Source organism: Streptomyces sp. NPDC045899 (assembly GCF_056431485.1).
The window spans coordinates 26,258-50,371 of the sequence record NZ_JBWKKP010000009.1; the positions used below are offsets into that span (position 1 = coordinate 26,258).

21 protein-coding genes and 1 tRNA gene are annotated in these 24,114 nt (G+C 74.5%); 11 read left to right on the plus strand and 11 right to left on the minus strand.

Annotated features, from left to right (window positions below):
* The first annotated feature begins 47 nt into the window (after positions 1 to 47).
* From AC07FT_RS15420 to AC07FT_RS15440, 5 genes are all read left to right on the plus strand, one after another.
* Complete coding sequence (locus AC07FT_RS15420) at positions 48 to 1,283, plus strand: FAD-dependent monooxygenase (protein WP_479176643.1); 1,236 nt, start codon at positions 48 to 50, stop codon at positions 1,281 to 1,283.
* An 81-nt stretch (positions 1,284 to 1,364) separates the two neighbouring features.
* Positions 1,365 to 2,315, plus strand: coding sequence for a GlxA family transcriptional regulator (locus AC07FT_RS15425; protein WP_479176644.1), 951 nt, complete (start codon positions 1,365 to 1,367; stop codon positions 2,313 to 2,315).
* A gap of 112 nt (positions 2,316 to 2,427) precedes the next feature.
* Positions 2,428 to 3,507 carry an NAD-dependent epimerase/dehydratase family protein gene (locus tag AC07FT_RS15430; protein WP_479176645.1) on the plus strand — a complete coding sequence of 360 codons (1,080 nt, stop codon included), beginning with the start codon at positions 2,428 to 2,430 and terminating at the stop codon, positions 3,505 to 3,507.
* On the plus strand, positions 3,507 to 4,211 hold the full coding sequence (locus AC07FT_RS15435; RefSeq protein WP_479176646.1) for an SDR family NAD(P)-dependent oxidoreductase: 705 nt from the start codon (positions 3,507 to 3,509) through the stop codon (positions 4,209 to 4,211). Before AC07FT_RS15430 ends, AC07FT_RS15435 begins: the two co-directional genes overlap by 1 nt.
* An 86-nt stretch (positions 4,212 to 4,297) precedes the next feature.
* Positions 4,298 to 5,602 (plus strand): nucleotide disphospho-sugar-binding domain-containing protein, encoded by a 1,305-nt coding sequence (locus AC07FT_RS15440; RefSeq protein WP_479176647.1) that lies wholly within the window; start codon positions 4,298 to 4,300, stop codon positions 5,600 to 5,602.
* Between the two features lie 78 nt (positions 5,603 to 5,680).
* Here AC07FT_RS15440 and AC07FT_RS15445 read toward each other — a convergent pair.
* The 7 genes from AC07FT_RS15445 to AC07FT_RS15475 form a co-directional block, all read right to left on the minus strand.
* Positions 5,681 to 5,754, minus strand: a tRNA-Lys gene (locus AC07FT_RS15445).
* A gap of 56 nt (positions 5,755 to 5,810) precedes the next feature.
* Complete coding sequence (locus AC07FT_RS15450; RefSeq protein WP_479176648.1) at positions 5,811 to 6,407, minus strand: bifunctional DNA primase/polymerase; 597 nt, start codon at positions 6,405 to 6,407, stop codon at positions 5,811 to 5,813.
* A 196-nt stretch (positions 6,408 to 6,603) separates the two neighbouring features.
* On the minus strand, positions 6,604 to 6,969 hold the full coding sequence (locus tag AC07FT_RS15455) for a hypothetical protein (protein ID WP_254740761.1): 366 nt from the start codon (positions 6,967 to 6,969) through the stop codon (positions 6,604 to 6,606).
* A 257-nt stretch (positions 6,970 to 7,226) separates the two neighbouring features.
* On the minus strand, positions 7,227 to 8,567 hold the full coding sequence (locus AC07FT_RS15460) for an AAA family ATPase (RefSeq protein ID WP_479176800.1): 1,341 nt from the start codon (positions 8,565 to 8,567) through the stop codon (positions 7,227 to 7,229).
* A gap of 44 nt (positions 8,568 to 8,611) precedes the next feature.
* Positions 8,612 to 10,192 (minus strand): hypothetical protein, encoded by a 1,581-nt coding sequence (locus AC07FT_RS15465; protein ID WP_479176649.1) that lies wholly within the window; start codon positions 10,190 to 10,192, stop codon positions 8,612 to 8,614.
* On the minus strand, positions 10,183 to 11,298 hold the full coding sequence (locus AC07FT_RS15470) for a hypothetical protein (RefSeq protein WP_479176801.1): 1,116 nt from the start codon (positions 11,296 to 11,298) through the stop codon (positions 10,183 to 10,185). Before AC07FT_RS15470 ends, AC07FT_RS15465 begins: the two co-directional genes overlap by 10 nt.
* 31 nt (positions 11,299 to 11,329) lie before the next feature.
* Positions 11,330 to 12,331 carry a phosphatase PAP2 family protein gene (locus tag AC07FT_RS15475; RefSeq protein WP_471204205.1) on the minus strand — a complete coding sequence of 334 codons (1,002 nt, stop codon included), beginning with the start codon at positions 12,329 to 12,331 and terminating at the stop codon, positions 11,330 to 11,332.
* Between the two features lie 319 nt (positions 12,332 to 12,650).
* Here AC07FT_RS15475 and AC07FT_RS15480 point away from each other — a divergent pair, with 319 nt between their 5' ends.
* Positions 12,651 to 13,253: a histidine phosphatase family protein gene (locus AC07FT_RS15480; RefSeq protein ID WP_432012364.1), complete on the plus strand. Its 603-nt coding sequence runs from the start codon at positions 12,651 to 12,653 to the stop codon at positions 13,251 to 13,253.
* 365 nt (positions 13,254 to 13,618) lie between these two features.
* Here AC07FT_RS15480 and AC07FT_RS15485 read toward each other — a convergent pair whose 3' ends face one another.
* Positions 13,619 to 14,971, minus strand: a complete 1,353-nt coding sequence (locus AC07FT_RS15485) for a tetratricopeptide repeat protein (protein ID WP_479176650.1) — start codon at positions 14,969 to 14,971, stop codon at positions 13,619 to 13,621.
* 190 nt (positions 14,972 to 15,161) lie between these two features.
* Between AC07FT_RS15485 and AC07FT_RS15490 the strand changes: the two genes are divergently transcribed.
* Positions 15,162 to 15,659 (plus strand): hypothetical protein, encoded by a 498-nt coding sequence (locus AC07FT_RS15490; protein WP_479176651.1) that lies wholly within the window; start codon positions 15,162 to 15,164, stop codon positions 15,657 to 15,659.
* A 120-nt stretch (positions 15,660 to 15,779) separates the two neighbouring features.
* A complete protein-coding gene (locus AC07FT_RS15495) occupies positions 15,780 to 16,670 on the plus strand; it encodes a spermidine synthase (protein ID WP_479176652.1) in 891 nt (296 codons plus the stop codon).
* A gap of 33 nt (positions 16,671 to 16,703) precedes the next feature.
* Here the strand turns inward: AC07FT_RS15495 and AC07FT_RS15500 are convergent, their stop codons facing one another.
* Entirely contained in the window at positions 16,704 to 17,240 is a 537-nt protein-coding gene (locus AC07FT_RS15500) for a hypothetical protein (protein ID WP_479176653.1), read from the minus strand.
* A 41-nt stretch (positions 17,241 to 17,281) separates the two neighbouring features.
* On the opposite strand from AC07FT_RS15500, the gene AC07FT_RS15505 reads away from it, so the two are divergent.
* The 3 genes from AC07FT_RS15505 (at position 17,282) to AC07FT_RS15515 (ending at position 20,733) form a co-directional block, all read left to right on the plus strand.
* Entirely contained in the window at positions 17,282 to 18,010 is a 729-nt protein-coding gene (locus AC07FT_RS15505) for a response regulator transcription factor (RefSeq protein WP_479176654.1), read from the plus strand.
* Positions 18,007 to 19,413: a HAMP domain-containing sensor histidine kinase gene (locus AC07FT_RS15510; protein ID WP_479176655.1), complete on the plus strand. Its 1,407-nt coding sequence runs from the start codon at positions 18,007 to 18,009 to the stop codon at positions 19,411 to 19,413. Before AC07FT_RS15505 ends, AC07FT_RS15510 begins: the two co-directional genes overlap by 4 nt.
* 186 nt (positions 19,414 to 19,599) lie before the next feature.
* Entirely contained in the window at positions 19,600 to 20,733 is a 1,134-nt protein-coding gene (locus AC07FT_RS15515; protein ID WP_479176802.1) for a chitinase, read from the plus strand.
* A gap of 72 nt (positions 20,734 to 20,805) precedes the next feature.
* Here the strand turns inward: AC07FT_RS15515 and qcrB are convergent, their stop codons facing one another.
* Together qcrB and AC07FT_RS15525 are read right to left on the minus strand one after the other, a co-directional pair.
* Positions 20,806 to 22,458 (minus strand): cytochrome bc1 complex cytochrome b subunit, encoded by a 1,653-nt coding sequence (gene qcrB / locus AC07FT_RS15520; protein WP_479176656.1) that lies wholly within the window; start codon positions 22,456 to 22,458, stop codon positions 20,806 to 20,808.
* 185 nt (positions 22,459 to 22,643) lie between these two features.
* Positions 22,644 to 24,071, minus strand: a complete 1,428-nt coding sequence (locus AC07FT_RS15525) for a GH1 family beta-glucosidase (RefSeq protein ID WP_479176657.1) — start codon at positions 24,069 to 24,071, stop codon at positions 22,644 to 22,646.
* Positions 24,072 to 24,114: the final 43 nt, after the last annotated feature.

Below are 24,114 nucleotides of genomic sequence, written 5' to 3' on the forward strand. Positions count from 1 at the left end.
CGTCCACGGCCCCGGTGCCGTTCCGCCGACCACGAGGAGGTGGGGGAGTGCGCGAGATCGACACCGATGTGTGTGTGGTCGGCGGCGGCCCGGCCGGGCTGGTGCTGGCCCTGCTGATGCTGCGTTCCGGCCTGGGCGTGGTCGTCCTGGAGCGACTCCGTGCCCATCAGCGGGAGTTCCGGGGCGACATCCTCCAACCGGGCGCGCTGGCGCTGCTGGACGCGCTCGGGGTGCTCAGCGGCGCGCGGGAGCGCGGCGCCCGTGAACTGGACCGGTTCCGCCTCCTGGACGGTGACCGGGTGCTGATGGAGGCGGACTACCGACTGCTCCCGCCCCCGTACGACCACCTGTTGACCGTTCCGCGCCCCCATCTGCTCGATGAACTGCTCGCCCACTGCCGCAGGTCACCACACTTCCGCTATCTGCCCGGGCGGCGGGCCGGAGGGCTGCTGCGGCGCGAGGGACGGATCGCCGGGGTCGTCGCCGACGGACCGTCGGGGCGCTGCGCGGTGCGCGCCCGGGTCGTCGTCGGCGCCGACGGCCGCCTCTCGCGGATCCGGCGGCTCGCGGGCATCGGGGCGGGCCGTACCGGACCCCTCGGCCAGGCCGTGCTGTGGTGCTCGCTGCGGACGTCGTCCGGCGGGGCGCCGCCGCCGGACGAGGTCCGCGTGGTGCGCACCCCGGCCGGCCCGGTGCTCGTCCACGGCGGCTGGCCCGACCGGATCCAGCTCGGCTGGACCCTGCCGCCCGGCCACGGCGGCGCGCTGACCGCCTCCGGTCTGGAACCGGTCGCCGAGCGGCTGGCGCGGGCCGTCCCGGAGTACCGCGGGCCGATCCTCGATCAGCTCCGCGCACCGGAGGACCTCACCGTGGTGGACGTCTTCTCCGCACGTGCCGAGCGATGGGTCGACGACGGTCTCGTGCTCATCGGCGACGCCGCCCACACCCACGGCCTCCTCGGCGCCCAGGGCGTTCATCTGGCCGTCCAGGACGCCGTGGTGCTGCATCCGGTGCTGACCGCGGCGCTGGCCGCCGGGGACACCGGCGCGGCCCGGCTCGCCGCCTTCGAGCGGCGCCGCGGGCCGGACATCACGGCCGTCATGCGCCGCCAGAGCCTCCACAACCGGGTGATGCACGCCCAAGGCACGTACGCCACCCGCGTACGCCCCCGGCTTGCGCGCGCACTGCGCCATACGCCGCTCTACCGCCGGGCACTCCAGCGCGTCGCCTACGGCAATCCATCGATCCGGATCACCGATGACCGGGCCTGCGGCTGGGCGTAGCGGGAGCGCGCCGGCCGCTGGCTGCTGGCCGGAATCAGCTGCCCCCTCCGATTCCGGCCAGGGCCGACCTAGGGTGGCCGCATGCACACCGTTGCCGTCCTGGCGCTGGACCAGCTGATCCCCTTCGATCTGGCCACGCCGATCGAGGCGTTCTCCCGCACCCGGCTGCCCGACGGCCGGGCGCCCTACCGGGTCCGGGTCTGTGCCCCCGCGCCGTCGGTGGACGCCGGGCTGTTCACCCTCCGGGCGCCGTACGGACTGGAGGCGCTGGCCGACGCGGACACCATCGTGCTGCCCGGGGTGAGCGACCCCCGGGTCCCCGTCCCGGACGAGGTGACCGACGCGCTGCGGCGCGCGGCCGCCCGTGGCGCCCGCCTCGCCTCGATCTGCTCCGGCGCGTTCGTCCTGGCCGCCACCGGACTGCTCGACGGCCACCGGGCCACCACCCACTGGCAGGCCGCGGCGCTGCTGGCCGAGCTCCATCCCCGGGTGGAGGTGGACCCCGGAGTGCTCTACGTCGACAACGGCCAGTTCCTCACCTCCGCGGGCGCGGCGGCCGGACTCGACCTGTGTCTGCACATCATCCGGCGGGACCACGGTTCGGCCGTGGCTGCCGACACCGCCCGTCAGGCCGTGATGCCGCTGGAACGCGAGGGCGGCCAGGCCCAGTTCATCGTCCACGACCATCCGCCGGTGCCGCGGGGCTCCCAACTGGAGCCGGTGCTGCGGTGGATGGAGGAGAACGCCGGACGTGAGCTCACCCTCGCCGAGATCGCCGCGCATGTCGGGATGAGCACCCGTACCCTCAACCGCCGCTTCCGGCAGCACACCGGTACCAGTCCGCTCCAGTGGCTGCACCGGGCCCGGATCCGGCAGGCGCAGTACCTGCTGGAGTCCACCGGCCATCCGGTGGAGCGGATCGCCGGGCAGGTCGGCTTCGGATCGCCGACCGCGTTCCGCGACCGCTTCAAGCGGGTGGTCGGCACCAGCCCGCACAGCTACCGGGCAGCCTTCCAGCACCCCTCCGGCTGACCGCACCGCTCCCGCCCGGACGATGGCGGGCCGTCACCGGGTACGGGTCGAGGCGGGCTCGAGTCACGGCGGCGACCATGGGCGTCCCCAGCGAGAACACAGAGGAGCGCCGATGGTGTCACACGCAGCCGGACTGTCGGTCGTGGTGCTCGGCGGCACCGGCGCCCTGGGCCGCCAGGTGTGCCGGGCCTTCCAGGACGCGGGCGCCCGGGTGCTGACCGTCTCCCGCGGCGGCCCGCCCGACGGCCCCGCCGGGCCCCCGGACCACCTCCGGCTGGACCTGACCCGCGCCCCGGCCGACGCCCTGGCCGGACTGCTCGCCGCGGCCGGCGCCGATGTGGTGGTCAACGCGGCGGGCCGGACCGGGGGCGGCGCCGGGGAGCCGCCGCTCGCCGCGGTCAACTCCCGGCTGGTGGACGTCCTGGTGGAGGCCACCGCCGCGCTGGAGCGCCGCCCCCGGCTGGTCCACCTGGGCACCGTCGAGGAGTACGGACCGGTCTGCCGGGGCGTGAGCGTCACCGAGGACCTGCCCCCCTCACCGGTCAGCGGCTACGGCCGGAGCAAGCTGCTGGGCGCCCGTACGGTGCTGGACGCCACCCGGGCCGGGGCGGTGGACGGCACCGTGCTGCGGATCGCCCATGTCTTCGGCCCCGGGGCGCCGCGCGGCAGTCTGCTGGGCACGGTCGCCCACCATCTGGCGGTGCGGCGCCCGGCGGCGCTGCGGCTGGGCTCGCTGGACGGCCGGTGGGACTTCGTGGACATCCGGGACGTGGCCACCGCCGCGGTGGCGGCGGCCGCCTCACCGCGCGCGGTCGGACAGGTCGTCAACATCGGCGGGGGACAGGCGCTGGGCGTACGACGGCTGGTCGAGCGGATGATCGTGCTCAGCGGGTACCCGGTGCCGCTGGTGGAGGACCCCGGCGCGGACGGCGGGTTCGGGCCCGGCCCCGACTGGCAGCGGGTGGACATCTCCCGGGCCCGGCTGCTGCTGGGCTGGCGGCCCCGGCAGCGTACCGCCCGCTCGCTGCGCGACCAGCTCGCGGCGGCGGGGGTGCCCGAGCGGGGCGGGGCGTTCGCCCGTGCGGTCAGCCCGCCCTGGGCCGCCGCCCTGGAGCGCGCGACCGCTCCCGGACGTCCGGGAACCCCGGGGAGCGCCGGGAGCCGTGGGCCGCTGGCGGTGGAGCGCCCGTGATGGACCTCGGTCTGGAGGAGCGCACCGTCCTGGTCACCGGTGCCACGGGCGCCGTCGGCCGCGCCGCCGCCCGTGCCTTCGCGGATCAGGGCGCCCGGGTCGCGCTCGCCTACCGCCACCGGCGGGACGCCGCGGAGGAGTTGGCCGCCGAGCTGGCCGGGCCCACCGGCGGCCGGGCCTTCGCCGTGCCGTACGCGCTGGAGGACTCCGCCTCACCGCGCTGGGTGGTGGCGGCCGTGGAGGAGCGCTGGGGCGGGCTGGACGTCCTGGTGGCCAACGCCTGGCGGTGGGGCGAGCGGCAGGGCGCGGGCGCCCGCTTCGAGGAGGTCAGCGAGCAGGACTGGCTGCCGGTCGTGGCGGACAACCTGACCCCCGCCATCCGTACCGTCCAGTGCGCGGTCGCCGGGATGCGCAAGCGCGGCTGGGGCCGGATCGCGCTGGTCTCCCCGCACCCCGCGCTCGTCGCCGGGCACGGCGGCGAGTTCCACGGGGTGGCGAAGGCCGGGCTGCACGGTCTGGCGCGCGCACTGACCGAGGGCGGCGCGGGCGTCGACGGGGTCCTGGTCAACGCCGTCTGCGCGGGCCCCACCGCGGCCGGGGAGGCGAGCGCCCCCGAGGACGTCGCCCGGGTGCTGCTGTTCCTCTGCTCGGCCGCCAACGCCGCCGTCGGCGGCCAGACGCTCACGGTCGCGGGGGCCCGCTGACGGATCCGGCCCGAGACCCACCCGGCGGGCGGCCACCCGGCGCCGGACCGACCGGTCCGGCCTCGCTCGACATCCCGGAGGAGACTGTGCGCGTCCTCTTCACCACCTGGGCCTCCGGGGCCCATCTCGTTCCCCTGGTGCCGCTGGCCCGTTCCCTGCTGGCCGCCGGTCACCAGGTGCGGTTCGCGGTGCCGTCCGGCTGTGCGGCGGCCGTCGCCCGGACCGGTCTGGTCCCGGTCCCGGTCGGTTCGCTGCCCCCGGCCGCGGTCAGGGTGGCGGCGGCCGCGCGCCGTCCGGCCGGGCACTGGCCCGCGGACTGGCCGGTGCGGCCCGCCGTGCTCAGCCCCGAACAGCACGGTGTGCTGCGGGCGTTCGGCGACCGGCAGGTGCGGATCGCCGAGGGGATGGCCCAGGGTCTGGTGGCCTTCGCCCGCTGCTGGCAGCCCGATCTGGTGGTGCATGACGCCAGCGCCTACGCGGGCACGGTGGCCGCGGCGGCGCTGGGGGTGCCCGCGGTGGGCCAACTCTGGGGCAGTACCGCCGTGGTGCGGCTGGAGCGGCACCGGCTGGAGGGACCGCCGCTGCCCGGTTACTCCCGCCTGATGCGCCGTTACGGGGCGGACCCGGAGCGGGAACCCGATCTGTGGCTGGATCCGTGTCCCCCGAGCCTGGCGCTGCCCTCGCGGTCCCGGCGGCTGCCGGTGCGCTTCGTCCCCGTCGATCTCCCGGCCGACCCGCCGTACGCGGCGCCCCGGACGTCGCCCGCCCCGCCCCGGCCCCGGGCCGCGCCCGTGCCCCCCGGCCGTCCTCCGTACCGCCCGATGCGGTCCGGGCCGGTGCGCGTCTGCGCGGTCTGGGACGACGCCGCGGGTCCGCCGGAGGCAGTGCGGGCCGCGCTGCGGGTGGCCGAGTCACGGGGCGTGGAGGTGGTGCGGGTGGGCAGTGCCGCCGAGGGGCGGCCGCCCGCCGGACCGCTGCACCGGGTGCTGCCCGGCTGCGGCGCGGTGCTCCACCCCGGCGGCGGTACGACCCTGATGGCCGCGACGCTCGCCGGGGTGCCGCAGTTGGTGGTGGCGCCCCGGCTCGAACAGCAGCTCAACGGGGCGCGGCTGGCGCGGGTGGGCGCCGGGACGCTGGTGCCCGCCGATCACCTCGACGGTTCGCCGAGGACGTCCGCGGCGGCCGGGGCGCGGCTGGCCCGCCATCTGTTCGCGCTGCTGGAGCAGCCCTCGTACGCCGCCGCGGCGCGCACCCTGCGGCGGGAGGCGCTGGGGATGCCGGGGCCGGACGAGGCGGTGGGCATGGTGACCCGGCTGACGGACCCGGACCGGGGCCGGGCGGACCGTTCCGCCACCGACCGGGACGGCCGTCGCCGTGCCGATGAGTCATGACCGCGCCGCTGCTCCTGGGCATGCGCAACGGGCATGCGAAAGGCCCCCCACCGAAGTGAGGGGCCTCACACATGTCTGTGCGCCGCCAGGGACTCGAACCCCGGACCCGCTGATTAAGAGTCAGCTGCTCTAACCAACTGAGCTAGCGGCGCCTGCTGACGTAGAAGACCTTAGCACCCTGGTCGGGCTGGGTGAAAATCGATATCCCTCAGCCCGGGAAAACGGCGGGAGTGCTGGTCACAGGGGTGGTGGCGGTGAGATCGGCACCACCCGCGCGGGCGGCCCGGACACATGCCCACAGCAGCACCTCGGGACCGGGCAGCCAGGGGTTGCGCACATCCGGGGCCACCAGCCAGCGCGGGGACGGCGCCGCCCCGGTGTCCCCGGAGGGCTCGGCCGCGGGGGGCTCCGGGGGGAACAGCGGCGGAACGGTCACCGCGTCGCCCCAGCCGTAGCAGAGCAGCGGGGGAGCGGCGGCGCCCCACTCCTCCCAGCCGAGCAGTGCGGGCAGCCGCTGGGCCGCGCCCGGGGTGGCGAAGAGCATGACGCGGCCCCCCTGGGCGGCCACCGGGCCGGTACCCGGGCCGTCCGTCCATAACCGGCTCACCACCCGGCGGCCGAAGAGCGCGTCCATGCTCACCACGTCGAAGGCCGTACCGCAGGGCAGGGCCACGGACGCGGACGGATGCCGGGCCCACAGGGCGTGCACATCGCGGGGGGAGTGGCTGGCCGAAGCGAGCCAGTCCGCGCCCGCCGGGGTGACGAACGCGGCGGTGTGCTGGATTTCCCGAGGCCATCTGCTCATGTTTCTACCTTTACCGTCGGTACGGACGGCGTAGGGGGATGAGTCAAAACCGGGACACGGCGGCGCGGGATGGAGTACCTTCCGCCCGCATATGCCCCCGGCTTGTGATCGCGGCACCGGGACCGACGTCCCCTCCGCACCGCGGGGCACAACCCGCACATCAGCCACCCCTCCTTCACCACGGATGCCACAACCGTCAGTCCGACGGGTCGCCGCCCCGCATCAGCTCCCGGCCGAACTCGACCATCTTCTTCGCGTAGTCCTCGGTCCACTCCGCCCGCTCGGCGATCACGGCCGGGGTCAGCCGGTCGAACCGCCGCGGGTCGGCGAGCTGGGCGGCGGCCATCGCCTGGAACTCCATGGCACGGTCGGTCGCCGCGCGGAACGCCAGTACCAGCTCGGTGGAGCGGGCCAGCAGCTCCCGCGGGTCCTCGATGGACTCCAGGTCGAAGAAGTGCGCCTCGTCCTTGACGGCGGCCGCCGGCTCGAAGAGCAACGGTGCGGGTTTCAGCCGCCGGGGCGCGGCGCCGTGCGGGCCTTGAGCCGGATCCGGCTCGGGCATGTGATCGCTCCTCCTGGGTCGTGAGACACGGTCGGTTCGCGGTGCTTCCCGCTCTCCATTGTCGCGCGCGGGGCAAGAGCGCCCCCGCCGTACGCCGCCGACCAGGGTTTCTCTCCCCACCCCGCCGCCCCGTGAACCATGCGGCGGGCAGAAGCCGTGGATCGGCGCCTCCCCGGACCGCTCCGGCACGCCCCCCGGCCGGCCCGGGAGGGCGGGTCAAGGGGCCGGGCGGTCCGGCGTCGGGATCCGGACAGGGCCTATGGCCGCCAGGGCACCCGGTGCTCGGAGAGATGGGACAGTACCGCGTGGTTGGCCTCCCAGCCGTCCGGGAACTTCACCGTGACGCCCAGCTGGACCGGCTCGGTGGACGGGTGCTCGTCCAGCAGCTCGGCCACCCCCGCACGGCAGACCACCACACAGGCGTGCCGGTGCCGGGAGGCGAGGACGCACAGCCGCCCGGTCTCCAGGTGGAAGGCGGTGGCGTCCGGCCGCCCGGACAGCGGGTGCAGGACCACCGTCACATCGAACTCACGCCCTTGGAGGCGGTTGGCGGTGTCGACGGTGACGCCGCGGACCCCGAGCCCGCCGAGCGCCGCCCGTACCGCCGCCGCCTGGTCCCGGTGCGCGGTGCCGACCGCGATCCGGTCCGCGGTGAGCGGCACCGGCTCCGCCGAGCGCTCGCTGACCGAGGCGCCGCCCCGGTCCAGCAGCCGCCGCACCACCTGGGCGACGGCCGTCACCGCCTCCGGGTCGGTGCGCGGGGTGCGGCGCGCGGGCAGCTCCAGCAGCCCCCAGCCCGAGACGGCCGCCTCGTCCAGCACCCGGTCCGGCCCCGAGCCGTCCGAGGCGACCCCGAAGCTCAGCCGCCGCTCACCGTGGCCGGTACCGCTGCGGAACGGGGTGTACGGGTAGAAGGCGTCCGAGACCAGCGGCGCCGCCGAGGCGGGCAGCCGCCAGGACACCGGCAGCCGGTGCTGCGGAAGCGTCGGGTTGTGCGCGAGCAGCGTGGTCACCGCGCTCGCCGACGGGTCGTACGACAGCCCCGCCCACTGGTCCGCGCCGACCACGCTGAACGGGTCCAGCTGCCCGGGGTCACCGACGAACAGCGCCCGTTCGAAGAGCCCGGCGACGGCCAGCAGCGCGTCGGAGCGCATCTGGTACGCCTCGTCGACGATCGCGTGCCGCCACGGCTCCACATTCTTGATGTGCGCCCACTTGGCGGCGGTGGACACCACGACGTCCAGCCCGGCGAGATCCGCGACCTTCGCCGAGGCGCGCACCGACGGATGCTCGTCGAGCACCGGGTCGTAGGGGTGCGGATCGCTGCTGTGCAGCCGCCCCACCGGAAGGTCCGGATCGGCGGTGGCCAGCCGGTCCACCAGATCGTCCACCTGGGCGTTGGTCTGCGCGACCACCATCAGCGGCCGCCCGGCGGCGGCCAGCTCCCGCGCCGCCCGCACCACCAGCGTCGACTTGCCCGCGCCGGGCGGGGAGTCGACCACCACCCCGCGGTGGGCGCCGTGCAGGGTGTCGCGCAGGATCGCGTCGGTCGCGCGGGCCGCGGCGGCCGACGGGTCGAACGGCCCGTCCCCGTGCAACCCCCCGGCCGTCCCCGGGCCACCGTCGACACAGTCCGTGCCGGTCACAGATAGTCCTCCTCGGTCACCGGGTCGGGCGCGGGGCCGGGCGTCACGGCCTCCGGCGGACCGCCGTGGGTCCACGGGGTGCTCTCCGCGTCGGGCAGCTCCGGGCCGCCGCGCGGCGCGTGCTCGAACAGCGTCCAGCACGTCCGGTCACCCGGCTCGGGCACCGAACCCGGTTCCGGGGTCTTGCCGCGCCCCATCCCGCCGGTCAGCCGCACCACCAGGGCACCCGGCGCGTGCGCGCCCGCGAACTCCCCGGTCTGCGTCCGGCCGTCGGCCATCACCCGGTACAGCTTGACCTGCTCGGCCAGATGCGGACGGTCCTCGGTGACCACCGTGACCAGGGGCCGCGGCCGGGGCACCTTCGCCTCCGACCAGGCCATCTCCACCTCGGTGACCTCGCCCGCGAACGCCTCCCCGGCCAGCCGGCGCCCCGCCATCACCAGCGGGTCGTCCAGCGCCTCCTGGGCCTCCAGCTGTGCCTGCGCGGTCTCCCGCGCGGCCAGCTTCTGCGCCGCGGTCACCGCGTCGTCCCGCTTGGGCTGCGGCGGTTCGCCCGCGCGGACCCGGTCCCGGTGGCCGGTGAACGACCAGCGGTCCCGCTTCCAGCGCTCCGCCACCCGCTCGCCCGGCGGCAGCTCGCGCAGCAGGTCCACACCGTGCCAGAGCGCGTCCCAGGTGGGCCGCAGCTGGGACGCGATCAGCTCACGCAGTCCGTTCTCTGCGAGCCGCAGCCGGGCCTCGCCCCCGGCCACGCCACCGCCGGCCTCCGCGCGCGCCGCGTCGTAGCGGGCGATGGCCGGGGCCAGCAGCTTGTTGTCGAAGGCCGGGTCGGTGGCAGGGCCCGCGGGCGGGCACAGCAACTGGCCGTCGGCGTCCCGCGCGGACTCCGCCCGCAGCGCGGCCTCCGGTCCGGTGACCCCCGCCGGGGGGTCGATCCAGGCCAGCAGCGAGCCCAGGTGCTGGTCCTCCAGATTGCTCTGGCCGGTCGCCCAGTGGCGGCCCAGCAGCTCGGTCAGCGACAGCAGCAGACTCGACCCCGGCACCCGGGACCGCTCGCCGTAGTGCGTCAGCCAGCGGCCGAGCAGCGGTACCCGCGCGGGCGCGGGGTAGGGCGTGTCCGGGTCCTGGTCGGCCGTCCGCCGGAACCGCATCGAGCGGCCCAGCAGCCGGACGAAGGCCACGCCCGCCGCGCTGGGCACCAGCAGCTGCGGGGCGTCCGCGCACAGCTCCACCTGGACCGGCACCTTCTTGCCGGTCTCCGGATCGGTCTCCTTGCGCTCCTCCAGCTCCACGGCGTCGGCGTAGGAGTCCAGGTACGGCAGCGTCTCCTCGGCCAGCTCGGCGAGGAAGGCGAACCGCAGGTCACGGTTGCGCGGCTGGGGGACGACCAGCAGCCGCGGCGCGTCCCGGTCGGTGCCCACCAGCGCCCCCAGGGGCGCGCCCGCCTCACCGGCGGTGGTCAGCGGGACGAACGCCAGCGGACGGTCGGACAGATGGCGGTGGCGCACGGTGGCGACCGGCCGCGCCCGCCCGTCCCGGACGGCTTCCATCCGGGCCAGGGTGGTGATCAGCGACATACCGCCGCCCCGGGCGCGGCGAGCGCCTCGGCGCGCAGGGCCGCCGCCCGGCGCAGGGCGTCCACCGCCGGATCGCCGGTGGGCCCGGCGTCGGTCTCGAGGGCGGCGGCCAGCACGGCCTCCACCGTGGTCAGCCCGCCCAGCTCGCCCCGCACCCCGCGGCCCAGCGACTCCACGGCGCCCGCGCCCCGGGACCGCGCCCGGCAGTGGACCGCCAGCTCGCACGCGGCCAGGCACTCCGGGGCGTAGGCCGCGTCCACCGCGTCCACGGCGGCGGTCAGCTCGTCGACCGGGCGGGTCGCGGTACGGCCGTCGTCCGTCAGCCGCAGGTCGAACGTGGTGCCCTCGGGGAGGGCGGCGGCGATGTCCTCGATCCGGGTCAGCCGGGTGAGCTGCCGCCGGGTGACGGACAGCTGCTTGCGCACATCGACCAGTTCGGCCGTCGGCAGGTTGGAGAAGTCCTTGGGGCACACCAGCAGCACCTGGTGGCGCACCCGGGCGGTCCGCGCCGTGCCCCCGCCGTCCGGCTTGAGCTCGCCGACCCGCGCCGCGACCCGCTCCAGGGCCAGCGCGTACACCGCGGACTGCCGGGCGGCGGCGCCCACCTTGGCCGGGTCCGCCGAGCCGTCGACCATCGGGAAGGACTTGATCTCGACGACCGACCAGGAGCCGTCGGGGTGCACCACGATCGCGTCCGGCTCCAGGAAGGCGGGGGAGCCCGCCACGTCCAGGCTGACCATCGGGTGGTCCAGCAGCGCCCACCGCCCCGCCGCGGTGGCCTCGCGCAGCGCCAGGGCCGTCCGCGCGGTGCGGCCCTGGGGGCCCGCGGCGGTCAGATCGGGGGCGTCCACGCCGCCCGGAGCGGGTGCGGGCGAGCCGTCCCGCAGCCGCTCGTGCAGCAGCCGGACCAGTGCCTCACCGCGGTCGGCGGTGACCCGCGCCTCGAAGGAATGGCCGCGCTGGATCGCGAACTGGGACTGTCCGAAGGAGGCCGGGGAGCCCAGCGCCCGCGCGAGCGCGCCCTTGTCGATCCCGGCGCCGTCCAGCAGGGCACGGCGACGGCAGCCGGGGTTGGCGGCCAGCGCCGCCAGGGCGCGGGCGTCCATCGGATGGGGAACGGTCCGCGGACCGCGCAGCTCAGCGAGCCGCTGCCGCAGTGCTGTCGTCGGTCTCGGCCGCGGCACCGGCTCCTGCCGCGCCGTGGTTGCGTTCCCTGTCCGCGCCCCTGCTCTGCTGTCGGGGGATCCGTTCCCGTTCACGCGCCGCAGTCTCGCACTTGTCACTGACATTCGTGGCCGCACCGGGGTTTCCGGTGGCCGCGCCCGCCGGCCGGGCGGTCTGCGGAACGGCCTCCCCGGCCGGGCGGAACCGGGCGAACAGCCGGTCGGCCAGGCGCAGCGCGGGCTTGGCGAGCAGCGCGCCGACCCCCATGACGGCCGCACCGGCGGCGGCGTCCAGGAAGTAGTGGTTGGCGGTGCCCATCACCACGATCGTGATGGTCAGCGGGTAGAGGACCGCGAGCGCCTTGGCCCATGTGGCGCGGCCGTGCCGCCACAGCGCCACTCCGCACCACAGCGCCCAGCCCACATGGAGACTGGGCATCGCCGCGTACTGGTTGGTCAGCCCGCCGAGCCCGCGCGGCGCGCTCGCCTCACCGCCCCACCAGCCGTACGAGCCGTACTGGGCCATGGTGTCCACGAAGCCGTGTCCGCCGTCCAGCAGCCGGGGCGGGCAAGTGGGCAGCAGGGTGAAGCCGATCAGCCCGATGAGCGTGGAGACCAGCAGCCAGGTGCGCAGGAAGCGGTAGTCGGACGCCTTGCGGCGCTTCCACATCCACACCAGGACCGCGGGGGTCGCCACGTAGTGCAGCGAGGCGTAGGCGAAGTCCGCCGGTATGCCGATCGCGGCGTGCGCGGTGAAGATGTCGTTCAGCGGCGACTCGAAGTCCAGGTGGAAACGCTGTTCGAAGCGGAGGATGGCCAGACCGTGGTCCACCGCCGTGGACACATCACCGCGGGCCAGCAGACGACCTGCCGAATACGCGGCGTACACCACGGCTATCAGCGGCAGTTCGGTCCACCAACGGGGCCGACCGCCCTGTGATGCCCCGGCACGGGGCGCGGTAGCGGTAAGGGGCATCCGGGCGCTCTCCCAAATATCAGGCGACCACAACAAGGCGCTCGGCCAACCGTACGGTGTAGGCGGAGCGCCCCGCGCACCGCCCCCGGAATGCCCCGGTGACGGCGGGGACGCCCGTCGCCGGTCCCCCCGGCCGACAGATGCGCGAAGGGGAAGACGCCGGGATCGCCCCGCGGGTTGCCTCCAGAACGCGTGAGCGATGATGGGGGGCGGCGGACCGTGCGCGGTCCGCACCCGCGTTCGCATCGGTCCGCGGGCGGCGGTGTGCGACGGGGCACGGCGGCGCGCCGCGGTGGTCCAACCGCTGAAAGGCACCCCCATGGCGACACAGCCACCCCGCATCCTCCTGGCCCGGCACGGACAGACGGAGTGGTCGCTGCTCGGGAAGCACACCGGCCGCACCGACATCCCGCTGCTCGACGAGGGGCGGCGCGGCGCCAAGCTGCTCGGTGAGCGGCTGCACCGCGCGCCGTGGGCCGGACTGCCGGAGGCCGAGGTCCGCACCAGCCCGCTCTCGCGCGCCAGGGAGACCTGTGAGCTGGCGGGCTTCGGGGACCGGGCCCAGGAGTGGGACGCGCTGCTGGAGTGGGACTACGGAGCCTACGAGGGGCTGACCCCGGCCGAGATCAAGGCGTCCCGGCCGGACTGGCTGATCTGGCGCGACGGCGTCCCGGAGGGCGAGGCGCGCGAGGCGATCGCGGCCCGCGCCGACCAGGTGGTGGCGTGGGCGCTCGCGGCCGACCGCGATGTGCTGGTCTTCGCGCACGGTCACATCCTGCGCACCCTGGCCGCGCGCTGGCTCGGTTACGACATCTCCTTCGCGTCCCGGATCCGGCTGGACCCGACATCGCTGTCGATCCTGGGCTGGGCGTACGGCGAACCGGCCCTGGAGCGCTGGAACGACACGGGTCATCTGGCCTGACCCCCGTCCGGCCGTGGCCGCCCGCTCCACCGGATGTCGGTTGTCGCCGCGCGCAGCCGACCCCCGCCCGGCCGCGGCCGCCCGACGGCCCGCGGTGCCGCCTCCGGCGGGCGGGGGCGTGGCGTCGCGCGGGGCCCGGGTCCGCGTCGTGTCGTGGTGGTCGCGTCGTTCCGGGCGGTCGCGGGCACCCCGGGGTCTCCAGGAGCCGCCCACCGGCGAGGGGCGGGGGCGGGACCACCGGGCGCCGCCGCGTCCGGTGGGAACGGACGGATCAGGTGCCGTCCGCGGGCGGGTGCCCGGCCCCGGGCGTGCCGGGCAGGCCGGTCCGGGGCCGGCGTCGGCGATTCCGGGTCCCGTGCGGCATGTCACACCCGGTGGGCGGCCGTCTCATAGCGGTCGAGGAAGTCCGCGACCGGGACCTCGCCGCCGTGGGGGCGGAGCCGCCGGGCGGTCTCGTCGAGCATGCGGCGGATCCGGGACGAGGTGACCTGGTCCATCAGCCGCAGGGCGCGGCCCGCCGCGGCGGCGGCCTCGTCCGGCGCGCCCTGCTGTGCGAGATCGCCCGCCAGCTCGGTGGTGAACAGCGCGATGTTGCGGGTGAAATGGGGGTCCTGGAGCGCGACCGCGCGGCGCGCGTGGTCGACGGCGCGCCCCCAGTCGCCCAGTGCGGACCAGCACTGGGCCTCCAGCCCCTCCAGCTCCGCCTCACCGTAGAAGCTCATCCACTCGGGGTCCGCGTCCGAGGCGCCGCGGCCGAACAGGGTCTGGGCGCGCAGCAGGGCCGTCTCACAGCCGCCGCGGTCGCCGAGCCAGGCCCAGCCACCCGCCTCGCGCAGCGCCAGCAGGGACAGCAGCCGCGGCGAGGAGAGCCGTTCGGCGACCCGCTGGGCGGCCTGGGCGGCCCGGACCGCCTCGCGGGGGCGGCCCGCGTCGCGCGCCAGGAAGGCGGTGTTGCAGAAGGCGTGGGCCTCCAGGGCGGCGTCACCGCTGACCCGCGCGGTGGCCAGCGCCTCGGCGTAGTGCGAGCGGGCGTCCGAGAGGCGGCCGGAGTCATGGGCCAGCCAGCCCACCGAGATGGCCAGTTCACCGGCGCCCGCGTAGAGCCGCGCGGCGACCGAGCGGCTGTAGCCGCCCGCGTCGAGCAGGGCGTAGGCGGCGCTCAGCGGTTTGGCGGTGTGGCTGTAGAGGGTGTCCGCGCCGTGCCGGTCGTCCAGGACCCGGATCCGGCGCACGGCTTCCTCCACGGCGGCGGCCTCCGCCTCGCCCACCCGGCGCCCGGACCGCCGGGGCGGGGGGACGAGCGGGGTCGCGGCCACGGCGGCGGCCGCCGCCCCACTGGTCATGAAGGCACGGCGTAGCAGTTCGCTCTCCTCGAAGACGTCGACGGACGCCCCCGCCCCGGGTGCGGGCACGGGGACGGTGCCCGCGCCGTGGCGGGCGCCGTGGCCGCGGACCGACTCCCGGGAGGCGAAGCCCAGATCGGTCAGCGAGCGGCCGGGGAACATATGGCGGAAGACGCGCTCGTAGGCGTAGTTGGGGCAGCGGATCGCCCCGGACTCGACCCGGCCGATGTAGCGGGCGTCGCAGGAGACCTGTTCGCCGATCTCCCGGGCGGCGCGGCGCACGGAGGCCGCGAACTCGGCGGCGGAGAGCGGGCCCCGCAGCCGCCGGAACGCGTCGTTCGGCCGGGGCGGCGGAAGGTCTGGAAGCGGCGTCATGTGCAGCCTCTCCCTTGGGTACTGCCAGGTGGGCGGGGGGAGAACCGTACCGGCTGGGAGATTCCCACCATTGGGAGAATTCCAGCAAACAGGACATGTCACCCACGATCTGCCATGAACTGCCATCCTTTACGGCGGCATTCGGCCGTAGCCGTTGACACCGTCCGGGCGTTGAACCCCTTGCAACCCGATGAAGAGGGAGGCCGGAGTGGACATCAGCCGCTCACGGACGACTGCCCAGCATCCCCCGCGCACCGCTCACCATCACCATCCCCCGCGCCAGGACTGCGATCTGGTCACCGTGCCCGCCCGGCAGGGGCTGGAGGCGGTGGACATCCTGCGCCGCGCGTGCGACGGACTCGGTCCCGTCCTGCATGACACCGCCTGCGACACCCTCGGCTTCCTGGTGCCGCCGGGTACCGCGGACGGCTGGGATCTGCCGGGCAGCGCCTGCACCCAGACCTCCGGGCGCGGTATCCGGATAAGCGCCGGGCCCGGCTCAGGTCCGGGAGGTGATCCGGCGACCGGGGCGCCGCCGCCCCGCGCGCCGGACGAGCCCCCGGGCATCGGCACCGGCTGGCTGGTGCCGCCGGACGCCGCGTACACGGTGGCCACCGACCCGGTGGAACTGCGCGCGGCGCTCGGTGAGGCGGCCCGCACCATCGAGGCCGTCGACCGCTGCCAGTGAGCACGGCGACGCCCCGGTGATTCCCGGGCGTGATTCCCGGGCCTGATCCCCCAGGCGTGATTCCTGGGCGCCGGTGACCGTCCGCGGCCGCTGTCGGTGGCCGGACGCATACTGGGGTCCATGGCGAAAGGCACACACAAGCGAGCGGCGCACGGGCGCGGAGCGGGCCGGGGACGCACCCCGGAGCCGGCCGCGGCACCCGTGGACGGGGGGCTCGCCGAGCTGGTGCCGGACCGCGACCACCCGCGCGCCTTCACCCTGCTGCTGGACGGCAAGCCGCAGTCACATGTGGACCTCGACGACCCGGCCCGCCTCGGCTTCGAGTACCAGCGCCGGTTCGGCCACATCGCCGATCTCGCCGCGCCGCCCGGCCGTCCGCTGCACGCGGTCCACCTCGGCGGCGGCGCCTTCACCCTCGCCCGTTACATCGCGGCCACCCGCCCCCGCTCCACCCAGCAGGTCGTCGAGATCGACGCCCCGCTCGTCCAGTTCGTCCGGCGGGAGCTGCCGCTGGATCCCGGCGACCGGATACGGGTGCGCTCCACCGACGCCCGCGCGGGGCTGGCCAGGATCCCCGACGGCTGGGCCGACCTGATCATCGCGGACGTCTTCGGCGGTGGCCGTACCCCCGCCCATCTGACCAGTGTGGAGTTCCTCGGCGAGGTGCGGCGGGTGCTGCGGCCCGGCGGGAGCTATGCCGCCAATGTCGCCGACGGGCCCCCGCTGGCCCATCTGCGGGCCCAGATCGCCACCACCCGCGCGGTGTTCCCCGAGGTGTGTCTGACCGCGGACCCCGCCGTGCTGCGCGGCCGCCGCTTCGGGAACGCGGTGCTGCTCGCCGCCGACCGCGCACTGCCGCTGGCCGAGCTCACCCGCCGGGCCGCGAGCGATCCGCACCCCGCCCGGGTCGAACACGGCCGTCCACTCCAGGACTTCACCGGTGGCGCGGTCCCCGTCACCGACGCCACCGCGGCACCGTCCCCGGCCCCGCCGCCCGAGGTCTTCGACTGACGCGGAGGCCGCGAAAGGCAGCCGTGGCACCGGTCAGGGCTCGTCCACCCGCACCTTGGGGGGACCGTCGTGCCAGGTGCAGTAGACCGAGGTGGTGTCCGTACCCGAGACGAAGTCCACCCGGATCCACTGCGTCTGCTTCCACACCTGCATCCGCCAGCCGCTGTCCGGGGTGGCCGACACCAGATCCGCCCAGGAGTCACGGATGTCGAAGACGACCCGGCCGCCCCGCACCGGATAGCTGCGGACGTTCCCGCCCGCCTCCGGCTTCGACTCCTTCGTCGGCCGCGCCGTGGGACCCGTTCCGGTACCGCGCGACGGCGGCTTCGGGGAGCGGTCGGGTGACGGCGACGAGGGCCGCGCGTCCGCCGACTCCGGGGGCGGAGCGGGCTGGTGGGTCGAGGAGGAACGCTCCTGTGCCGCCGACCGGCCGTCGTCCGCGATCGTGAGCGCGCGCGGCGGATCGTAGGCCGTGCCGGTCAGCACCGTGCGCACGCCGAACCAGGACAGCGCGACCGCGGCTCCCGTGGCCAGCACCCACGCCAGGCATTGGACCAGACCTCGTTGCATTCCCCCATCCTGCCTCACCCGGATGGCGTACGGTGCCGCTCATGGCAAGTGTGCTCGTCGTCGAGGACGACCAGTTCGTGCGGTCGGCCCTCATCCGGCAGCTGACCGAGGCGTCCCATACCGTCCGCAGCGTGGGGACCGCCCTGGAGGCGCTGCGAGAGGTGGCGCAGATCGGATTCGACGTCGTCATCCTGGACCTCGGCCTGCCCGACCTGGACGGTGCCGAGGCGCTCAAGATGCTGCGCGGGATCACCGATGTCCCGGTCATCGTGGCGACCGCGCGGGACGACGAGGCGGAGATCGTCCGGCTGCTCAACGACGGTGCCGACGACTACCTCGTCAAACCCTTCTCGGTGGCCCACCTCTCGGCCCGGATGTCCGCCGTGCTGCGCCGTTCCCGCTCCGCCGCCGCCGGGGAGACCCCGCCCTCGGGGGTGCTGCGGGTCGGCGGCCTCACCGTCGATCCGATGCGCCGTCAGGCCGCCCTGGACGGGGCCGGACTCGACCTCACCCGGCGCGAGTTCGACCTGCTGGCCTTCCTCGCCGGACGCCCCGGCGTCGTGGTGCCCCGCAAGGAACTGCTGGCCGAGGTCTGGCAGCAGTCCTACGGCGACGACCAGACCATCGACGTCCATCTGTCCTGGCTGCGCCGGAAACTGGGCGAGACCGCGGCCCGCCCCCGCTATCTGCACACCTTGCGCGGTGTCGGGGTGAAACTGGAACCCCCGGTGCAGAGCGGGGAGTACCGGGAGCGCCGGGAGCACCGGTGAGATGGGCCCTGGTCAAGGTCTGCCTGGCCGTCACCGCCATGGTCGTGGTCGCCTTCGCCGTACCGCTCGGCCTCGTCGTCAAGGAGCTGGCCCGCGACCGGGCGTTCGCGGACGCCGAACGGCAGGCCGCCCAGATCGGTCCGGCCCTGGCCATCACCACCGAACGGGCCCGGCTCCAGCGCGCCGTGGCCAGCACCCAGGCGGGCGGGGACGGCCGGATGGCGGTCCACGTCCCCGATGTGCCGGGCAGCCGCGGCAGCGGGTACGACCTCGGCAGGACCCGGGCCGACCGGAGCGAGGTGGCCACCGCCCGCAAGCTGGGCCGGTCCTCGGTCTCCGAGGTGCCCGGTGGCTACACCCTGCTCCAGCCCACCGCGCTGAGCACCGCTCAGGTCGCCGTGGTGGAGGTGTTCGTGCCGCGCGCCACGGTCACCAGTGGGGTCACCACCTCCTGGCTGGTGCTGGCCGGGGTCGGCGTCGCCCTCATCGTCGGTGCCGTGGCCACCGCCGACCGGCTGGGCACCCGGCTGGTGCGCCCGGCGGAACGGCTCGCCGGGGCCGCCCACGACCTGGGCCAGGGGGAGCTGGGGGTGCGGGTCCCCGAGGAGGGGCCGGCCGAACTGCGCTCCGCGGCCGTGGCGTTCAACTCCATGGCCGACCGGGTGGTCCAGCTGCTGGCCGGGGAGCGTGAGCTGGCCGCCGACCTCTCCCACCGGCTGCGCACCCCGCTCACCGTGCTGCGGCTCAACGCGGCCTCGCTCGGCGACGGACCGGCCGCCGACCAGACCCGGGCCGCCGTCGCCCAGCTGGAGCGCGAGGTGGACCAGATCATCCGCACCGCGCGGCAGCAGAAGACCCAGGTCCCCTCCGGCTGCGATGTCTCCGAGGTGATCCGGGAGCGGATGGACTTCTGGTCCGCGCTCGCCGAGGACCAGGACCGCACCGTACGGCTGGCCGGGGTGGACCGCACCGTACGGGTCCCGGTCGCCCGCCCCGAACTCGCCGCCGCCCTCGACGCGCTGCTCGGCAACGTCTTCCGGCACACCCCCGAGGGCACCGCGTTCGCCATGGACGTCCACAACGGCGAGGACAGTGTGATCGTGCTGGTCTCCGACGCGGGGCCGGGGATCGCGGACCCGGAGGAGGCGCTGCGCCGCGGCCACGGTGACGGCGGACCCGGTTCGACCGGGCTCGGGCTCGACATCGTGCGCCGGGTCGCCGAGTCCACCGGTGGTGATCTGCGCATCGGGCGTTCGGTGCTGGGCGGTACCGAGGTGCGGGTGTGGCTCTCGCTGCGCGAGGACGGGACGGGGCGGGGCGCACGGCGCGGCAGCCGCCGCAGAACCCGGCTGAAGGCGCGCTCCCTCACCGGGCGGCTGACCTCGCGGCTGCCCCGAGGCTGACACGGCGCGGCGACGTTCCGGCGGGGGCAGGGGACCCGGAGCCCGGCTTAATCACCCCCGATGGCCTCCTTAAGGGCGTCATAAGAAGCGTGCCCGGTGTCCGGGAAGGGGGATTCGCCGCGTTCCGCCCCGCTAGCGTGCTGCCCCGCACCACCACCCCCACCCCCGTACGCCGAAGGCAGGCATCTGATGAGCACTACGCACCGTCGCAGGGTGAGCCGGACCAGCAAGGTGATCGGCGCGGTGGCCGCCGCCGCGGTGGCGGGCTGCGCGGCGTTCGCGCTCAGCGGTGCGGCGAACGCCGGAACGGCCGCCGAGAAGAAGCACTCCGCGGTCAAGGGCGCCACGAAGAGCGCGCACCAAGGCGTCACGAAGAAGGCCGCGAAGGGCAAGAAGGGGAAGCAAGGCAAGAGGACCCCGCGGGCGGGCGCGGGCTTCGCCCCGTATGTCGACACCTCGCTCTCGCCCGCCTTCGACCTGGTGGGCGCGGCGAAGAAGACCGGTGTCAAGGAGTTCAGCCTCGCCTTCATCACCTCGGGCGGCGGCTGTACGCCCAAGTGGGGCGGGGCCATCGACCTCGGCAGCGACGCCGTGGCCCGCCAGATAGGCGCGCTGCGCAAGGCCGGTGGTGACGTCCGGGTCTCCTTCGGCGGCGCCTCCGGCTCCGAACTGGGCCTGGCCTGCACCTCGGCCGACCAGCTCACCGCGGCGTACGCCAAGGCCGTGGACACCTTCGAGCTCACCAAGGTGGACTTCGACATCGAGGGCGCCGCGCTGCCGGACACCGCCGCCAACACCCGCCGCGCCCGGGCCATCGCCGCCCTCCAGAAGAGCCATCCGGGCCTGGACGTCTCCTTCACCCTGCCGGTGATGCCCACCGGGCTCACCCAGGACGGCGTCGAGCTGGTCGCCGACGCGAAGAAGAACGGTGTGAAGGTGTCCGCCGTCAACATCATGGCGATGGACTACGGCGCCTCCTTCGACGGCGATATGGGCCGGTACGCGATCGAGGCGGCCACCGCGACCCAGGGCCAGCTCAAGGGTGCCATCGGGCTGAGTGGCCGGGCCGCCTGGCGGACCGTCGTGGTGACCCCGATGATCGGCGTCAATGACGTGGTCACCGAGGTCTTCACGGTGGACGACGCCCGGCAGCTGGTCGACTTCGCGCGGTCCAGGAAACTGGGCGGGCTGTCCATGTGGTCCGCGACCCGTGACAAGGCGTGCCCGGGCGGTCCGCAGAACTCCGCGTCGCCCACCTGCAGCTCCGTCGAGCAGAAGGAGTTCGCGTTCTCCAAGGCGCTCGGCGCGTACCGGGGCTGACCGGCTGGCCCACCGCAGGGCGACGGCCCCCGGGAAGGACGTCCCGGGGGCCGTCGCCCTGCGGCCGGCCGGCTACGGATGGTGCTCCCGCTGCCGCTCGAACTCCTCGCGCGTGGGCTTGGCGATCTGGCCGTACTCACCGAAGTAGGCACGGGAGAGCCGCACCCGCAGCCGCTCCTTGAACGTCAGCTTCCGCTCGACCCCGGACGGGTCCACCGCGGGTGGCAGTTCCAGCGGCCGGTACTGGTCGAACGAGACCAGGGTGTACCGCTCGGCCGGTGTCAGCGGCTCGTGCAGCTCGGTGAACTCGCCGTGCGGCAGCCGCTGGATGACCCCGGTCTCCCGGCCGTGCAGCACCTTCTCGTGATCGCGCCGCTGGAGTCCCAGACAGACCCGTTTGGTGATGACGAACACCACGACCGGCGCCACGAAGAAGGAGATCCGGCAGGCCCAGGTGATGGTGTTGATCGACAGGTGGAAATGGGTGGCGACCAGGTCGTTGCCGCCGCCGATCAGCAGCACGATGTACAGGGCGATCCAGGCGGCGCCGAAGGCGGTGCGGGTCGGGGCGTTGCGCGGGCGTTCATTGAGGTGGTGCTCGCGTCTGTCCCCGGTGATCCACGCCTCCAGGAACGGATAGAGCCAGATCACCAGCAGGACCATCGGGAAGATCATCAGCGGGATGAACACCCCGAGGACGAGGGTGTGGCCCCAGAGATTGATCTCCCAGCCGGGCATCAGCCGGATCAGCCCCTCGGAGAAGCCCATGTACCAGTCGGGCTGGGCGTCGGTGGACACCTGGTCGGGGCGGTAGGGGCCGTAGGACCAGATCGGGTTGACCGTGGCGATGGCCGACATCAGGGCGGTGATGGCGAACACCAGGAAGAAGAACCCGCCGGACTTGGCCACGTAGACCGGCCACAGCGGCGGACCCACGATGTTCATGTCCCTGCGGCCGGGCCCCGGATGGTGCGAGTGCTTGTGGTAGACGAGCAGCATCATGTGCAGCGCCAGCAGCCCCAGCATGATGCCCGGGATCAGCAGGACGTGCACGGTGAACAGCCGCGGCACGATGATATGGCCCGGGAATTGTCCGCCGAAGAGGAAGAACGAGATGTAGGTGCCCACGATGGGCACCGAGAGGATCGCGCCCTCCATGAAGCGCAGACCGGTCCCGGAGAGCAGATCGTCGGGCAGTGAATAGCCCATGAAACCGTCGAACATGCCGAGGATCAGCAGTCCGGCGCCGGAGAGCCAGTTGATCTCACGCGGTTTGCGGAACACACCGTTGAAGAACGTGCGCATCATATGGACGAGCATGCTCGCGATGAACAGGATCGCCGCCCAGTGGTGCAGCTGCCGCAGCAGCAGACCGCCGCGTACATCGAAGCTGATGTCCAGTGTCGACTCATAGGCCGCGGACATCCGGATGCCCTGGAGCGGGGTGTAGCGGCCGTGGTAGACGACCTCGTTCATCGAGGGTTCGAAGAACATGGTCAGATACACACCGGTGAGAATGATGATGATGAAGGTGTAGAGGGCGATCTCACCGATCAGGAAGGACCAGTGGTCCGGGAAGACCTTCCGCAGATTGGCCTTGGCCATCGAGAAGAGGCCCACCCGCCCGTCCGCCCAGTCGGCGAGGGCCTCGCCCCTGCCGACCCGTTTGGTCCGGGCGGAGTCGTCGTCGCGGACCCTCTGCCGGCGCCCCGGGGAATCACTCATGTTTCGGATTTACCAGTCCCTCCAGCGCCCCGCCCGCGTCGGCCGGGCGCGGCTAGCCCCTTTGGCGGAAATGTTGGAGGAAACGTGGGAAGAAACGCGGCATTCGCATGGTCCGGGAAAACCGGGCACGGATCGAACAACCGCTCGGTCGGCGGGGCGCCCCGGCGGGCCGTCCGGAACGGGGGTCATACCTCCGGCAGCTCACCCGTCCCGGCCACCGCCGCGTACCAGCGGGCGCTGGATTTCGGAATGCGGGCCTGGGACGGATAGTCGATGTACACCGCGCCGAAACGCTTGCTGTAGCCGTACGCCCATTCGAAATTGTCCATCAGGGACCACAGGAAATAGCCGCGCAGATCGGCGCCGTCCGCCAGCGCCCGGTGCGCCGCCGCCAGGTGGCTCCGGAGGTAGTCGATCCGCTCCGGGTCGTGGACCCGGCCCTCCGCGTCCGGCTTGTCGTCGTAGGCCGCGCCGTTCTCCGTGATGTACAGCGGCACCCCCGGCGCCTCGTGGGTGCAGCGCATCAGCAGGTCGTACAGCCCGCTGGGATCCACCGACCAGCCCATCTCGGTGCGCTCGCCGGGCGGCTGGTGGAAGGCGACGTGCTCGGAGCCGGGCCAGGGGGAGTGGTCACCGGCCCCGTGGCCGTCACGGCGCGGCGCGGGCTCCTCCGCGGCCGGGGCGGAGACCAGGGACGGGGTGTAGTAGTTGAGGCCCAGCGCGTCCAGCGGCTGCCGGATGGCCGCCAGGTCGCCGTCGTGGACGAAGTCCCAGTCGGTGATGGACCGGGTGTCCTCGATCAGGTCCTTCGGATACGCGCCGCGCAGCAGCGGCCCGGTGAAGATCCGGTTGGCCAGCGCGTCGATCCGCCGTCGCGCGTCCTCGTCCGCCGGGCTCGCGGTCACCGGCCGCACCACCGCCGGATTGAGGCTGATGGCGATGCGGGCGCGGGCGGGCAGCGCGGCCCGTAGCGCCTGGGCGGCCAGACCGTGGGCGAGGTTGAGGTGGTGGGCGGCGCGCAGCGGGGCCAGCCGCTCGGAGCGCCCCGGTGCGTGCACCCCCGAGCCGTAGCCCAGGAAGGCGCTGCACCAGGGCTCGTTGAGGGTGGTCCAGAGGTCCACCCGGTCACCGAGTGCCCCGGCCACGATCCCGGCGTACTCGGCGAACCGCTCGGCCGTCTCCCGCTCCGGCCAGCCGCCGCCCGCCGCGGAGCCGCCGCGGAACCGGGACTCCAGCTCCTGTGGCAGATCCCAGTGGTAGAGCGTCAGGGCCGGCTGGATGCCCGCCGTCAGCAGCTCGTCCACCAGCGAGCGGTAGAAGTCCAGCCCGCGCTGGACGGCCGGGCCGCGCCCGGTGGGCTGGATCCGGGACCAGGAGACCGAGAAGCGGTACGCGCCCAGCCGCAGCTCGCTCATCAGCCGGACGTCCTCGCGGTAGCGGTGGTAGTGGTCGGCGGCGATGTCGCCGGTGTCACCGCCGAGCACCTTCCCGGGGATGCGGCTGAAGGTGTCCCAGATGGACGGGGTGCGGCCGTCCTGCTGTGCGGCGCCCTCGACCTGGTAGGCGGCCGTGGCCGCGCCCCACAGGAATCCGGGCGGAAAGGCGAGTGTCATGGAAGCGCTCCCCTGCGTACGGGTCGGGTGGGGTGGGACGGCG

Excerpts from the sequence above, each read along its gene's own strand:
- AC07FT_RS15425 (WP_479176644.1), top strand. The coding sequence starts at position 1,365 with ATGCACACCGTTGCCGTCCTGGCGCTGGACCAGCTGATCCCCTTCGAT.
- AC07FT_RS15430 (WP_479176645.1), top strand. The coding sequence starts at position 2,428 with ATGGTGTCACACGCAGCCGGACTGTCGGTCGTGGTGCTCGGCGGCACC.
- AC07FT_RS15435 (WP_479176646.1), top strand. The coding sequence starts at position 3,507 with ATGGACCTCGGTCTGGAGGAGCGCACCGTCCTGGTCACCGGTGCCACG.
- AC07FT_RS15450 (WP_479176648.1), bottom strand. The coding sequence starts at position 6,407 with ATGAGCAGATGGCCTCGGGAAATCCAGCACACCGCCGCGTTCGTCACC.
- AC07FT_RS15455 (WP_254740761.1), bottom strand. The coding sequence starts at position 6,969 with ATGCCCGAGCCGGATCCGGCTCAAGGCCCGCACGGCGCCGCGCCCCGG.
- AC07FT_RS15465 (WP_479176649.1), bottom strand. The coding sequence starts at position 10,192 with ATGTCGCTGATCACCACCCTGGCCCGGATGGAAGCCGTCCGGGACGGG.
- AC07FT_RS15470 (WP_479176801.1), bottom strand. The coding sequence starts at position 11,298 with ATGGACGCCCGCGCCCTGGCGGCGCTGGCCGCCAACCCCGGCTGCCGT.
- AC07FT_RS15475 (WP_471204205.1), bottom strand. The coding sequence starts at position 12,331 with ATGCCCCTTACCGCTACCGCGCCCCGTGCCGGGGCATCACAGGGCGGT.
- AC07FT_RS15480 (WP_432012364.1), top strand. The coding sequence starts at position 12,651 with ATGGCGACACAGCCACCCCGCATCCTCCTGGCCCGGCACGGACAGACG.
- AC07FT_RS15485 (WP_479176650.1), bottom strand. The coding sequence starts at position 14,971 with ATGACGCCGCTTCCAGACCTTCCGCCGCCCCGGCCGAACGACGCGTTC.
- AC07FT_RS15490 (WP_479176651.1), top strand. The coding sequence starts at position 15,162 with ATGAAGAGGGAGGCCGGAGTGGACATCAGCCGCTCACGGACGACTGCC.
- AC07FT_RS15495 (WP_479176652.1), top strand. The coding sequence starts at position 15,780 with ATGGCGAAAGGCACACACAAGCGAGCGGCGCACGGGCGCGGAGCGGGC.
- AC07FT_RS15500 (WP_479176653.1), bottom strand. The coding sequence starts at position 17,240 with ATGCAACGAGGTCTGGTCCAATGCCTGGCGTGGGTGCTGGCCACGGGA.
- AC07FT_RS15505 (WP_479176654.1), top strand. The coding sequence starts at position 17,282 with ATGGCAAGTGTGCTCGTCGTCGAGGACGACCAGTTCGTGCGGTCGGCC.
- qcrB (WP_479176656.1), bottom strand. The coding sequence starts at position 22,458 with ATGAGTGATTCCCCGGGGCGCCGGCAGAGGGTCCGCGACGACGACTCC.
- AC07FT_RS15525 (WP_479176657.1), bottom strand. The coding sequence starts at position 24,071 with ATGACACTCGCCTTTCCGCCCGGATTCCTGTGGGGCGCGGCCACGGCC.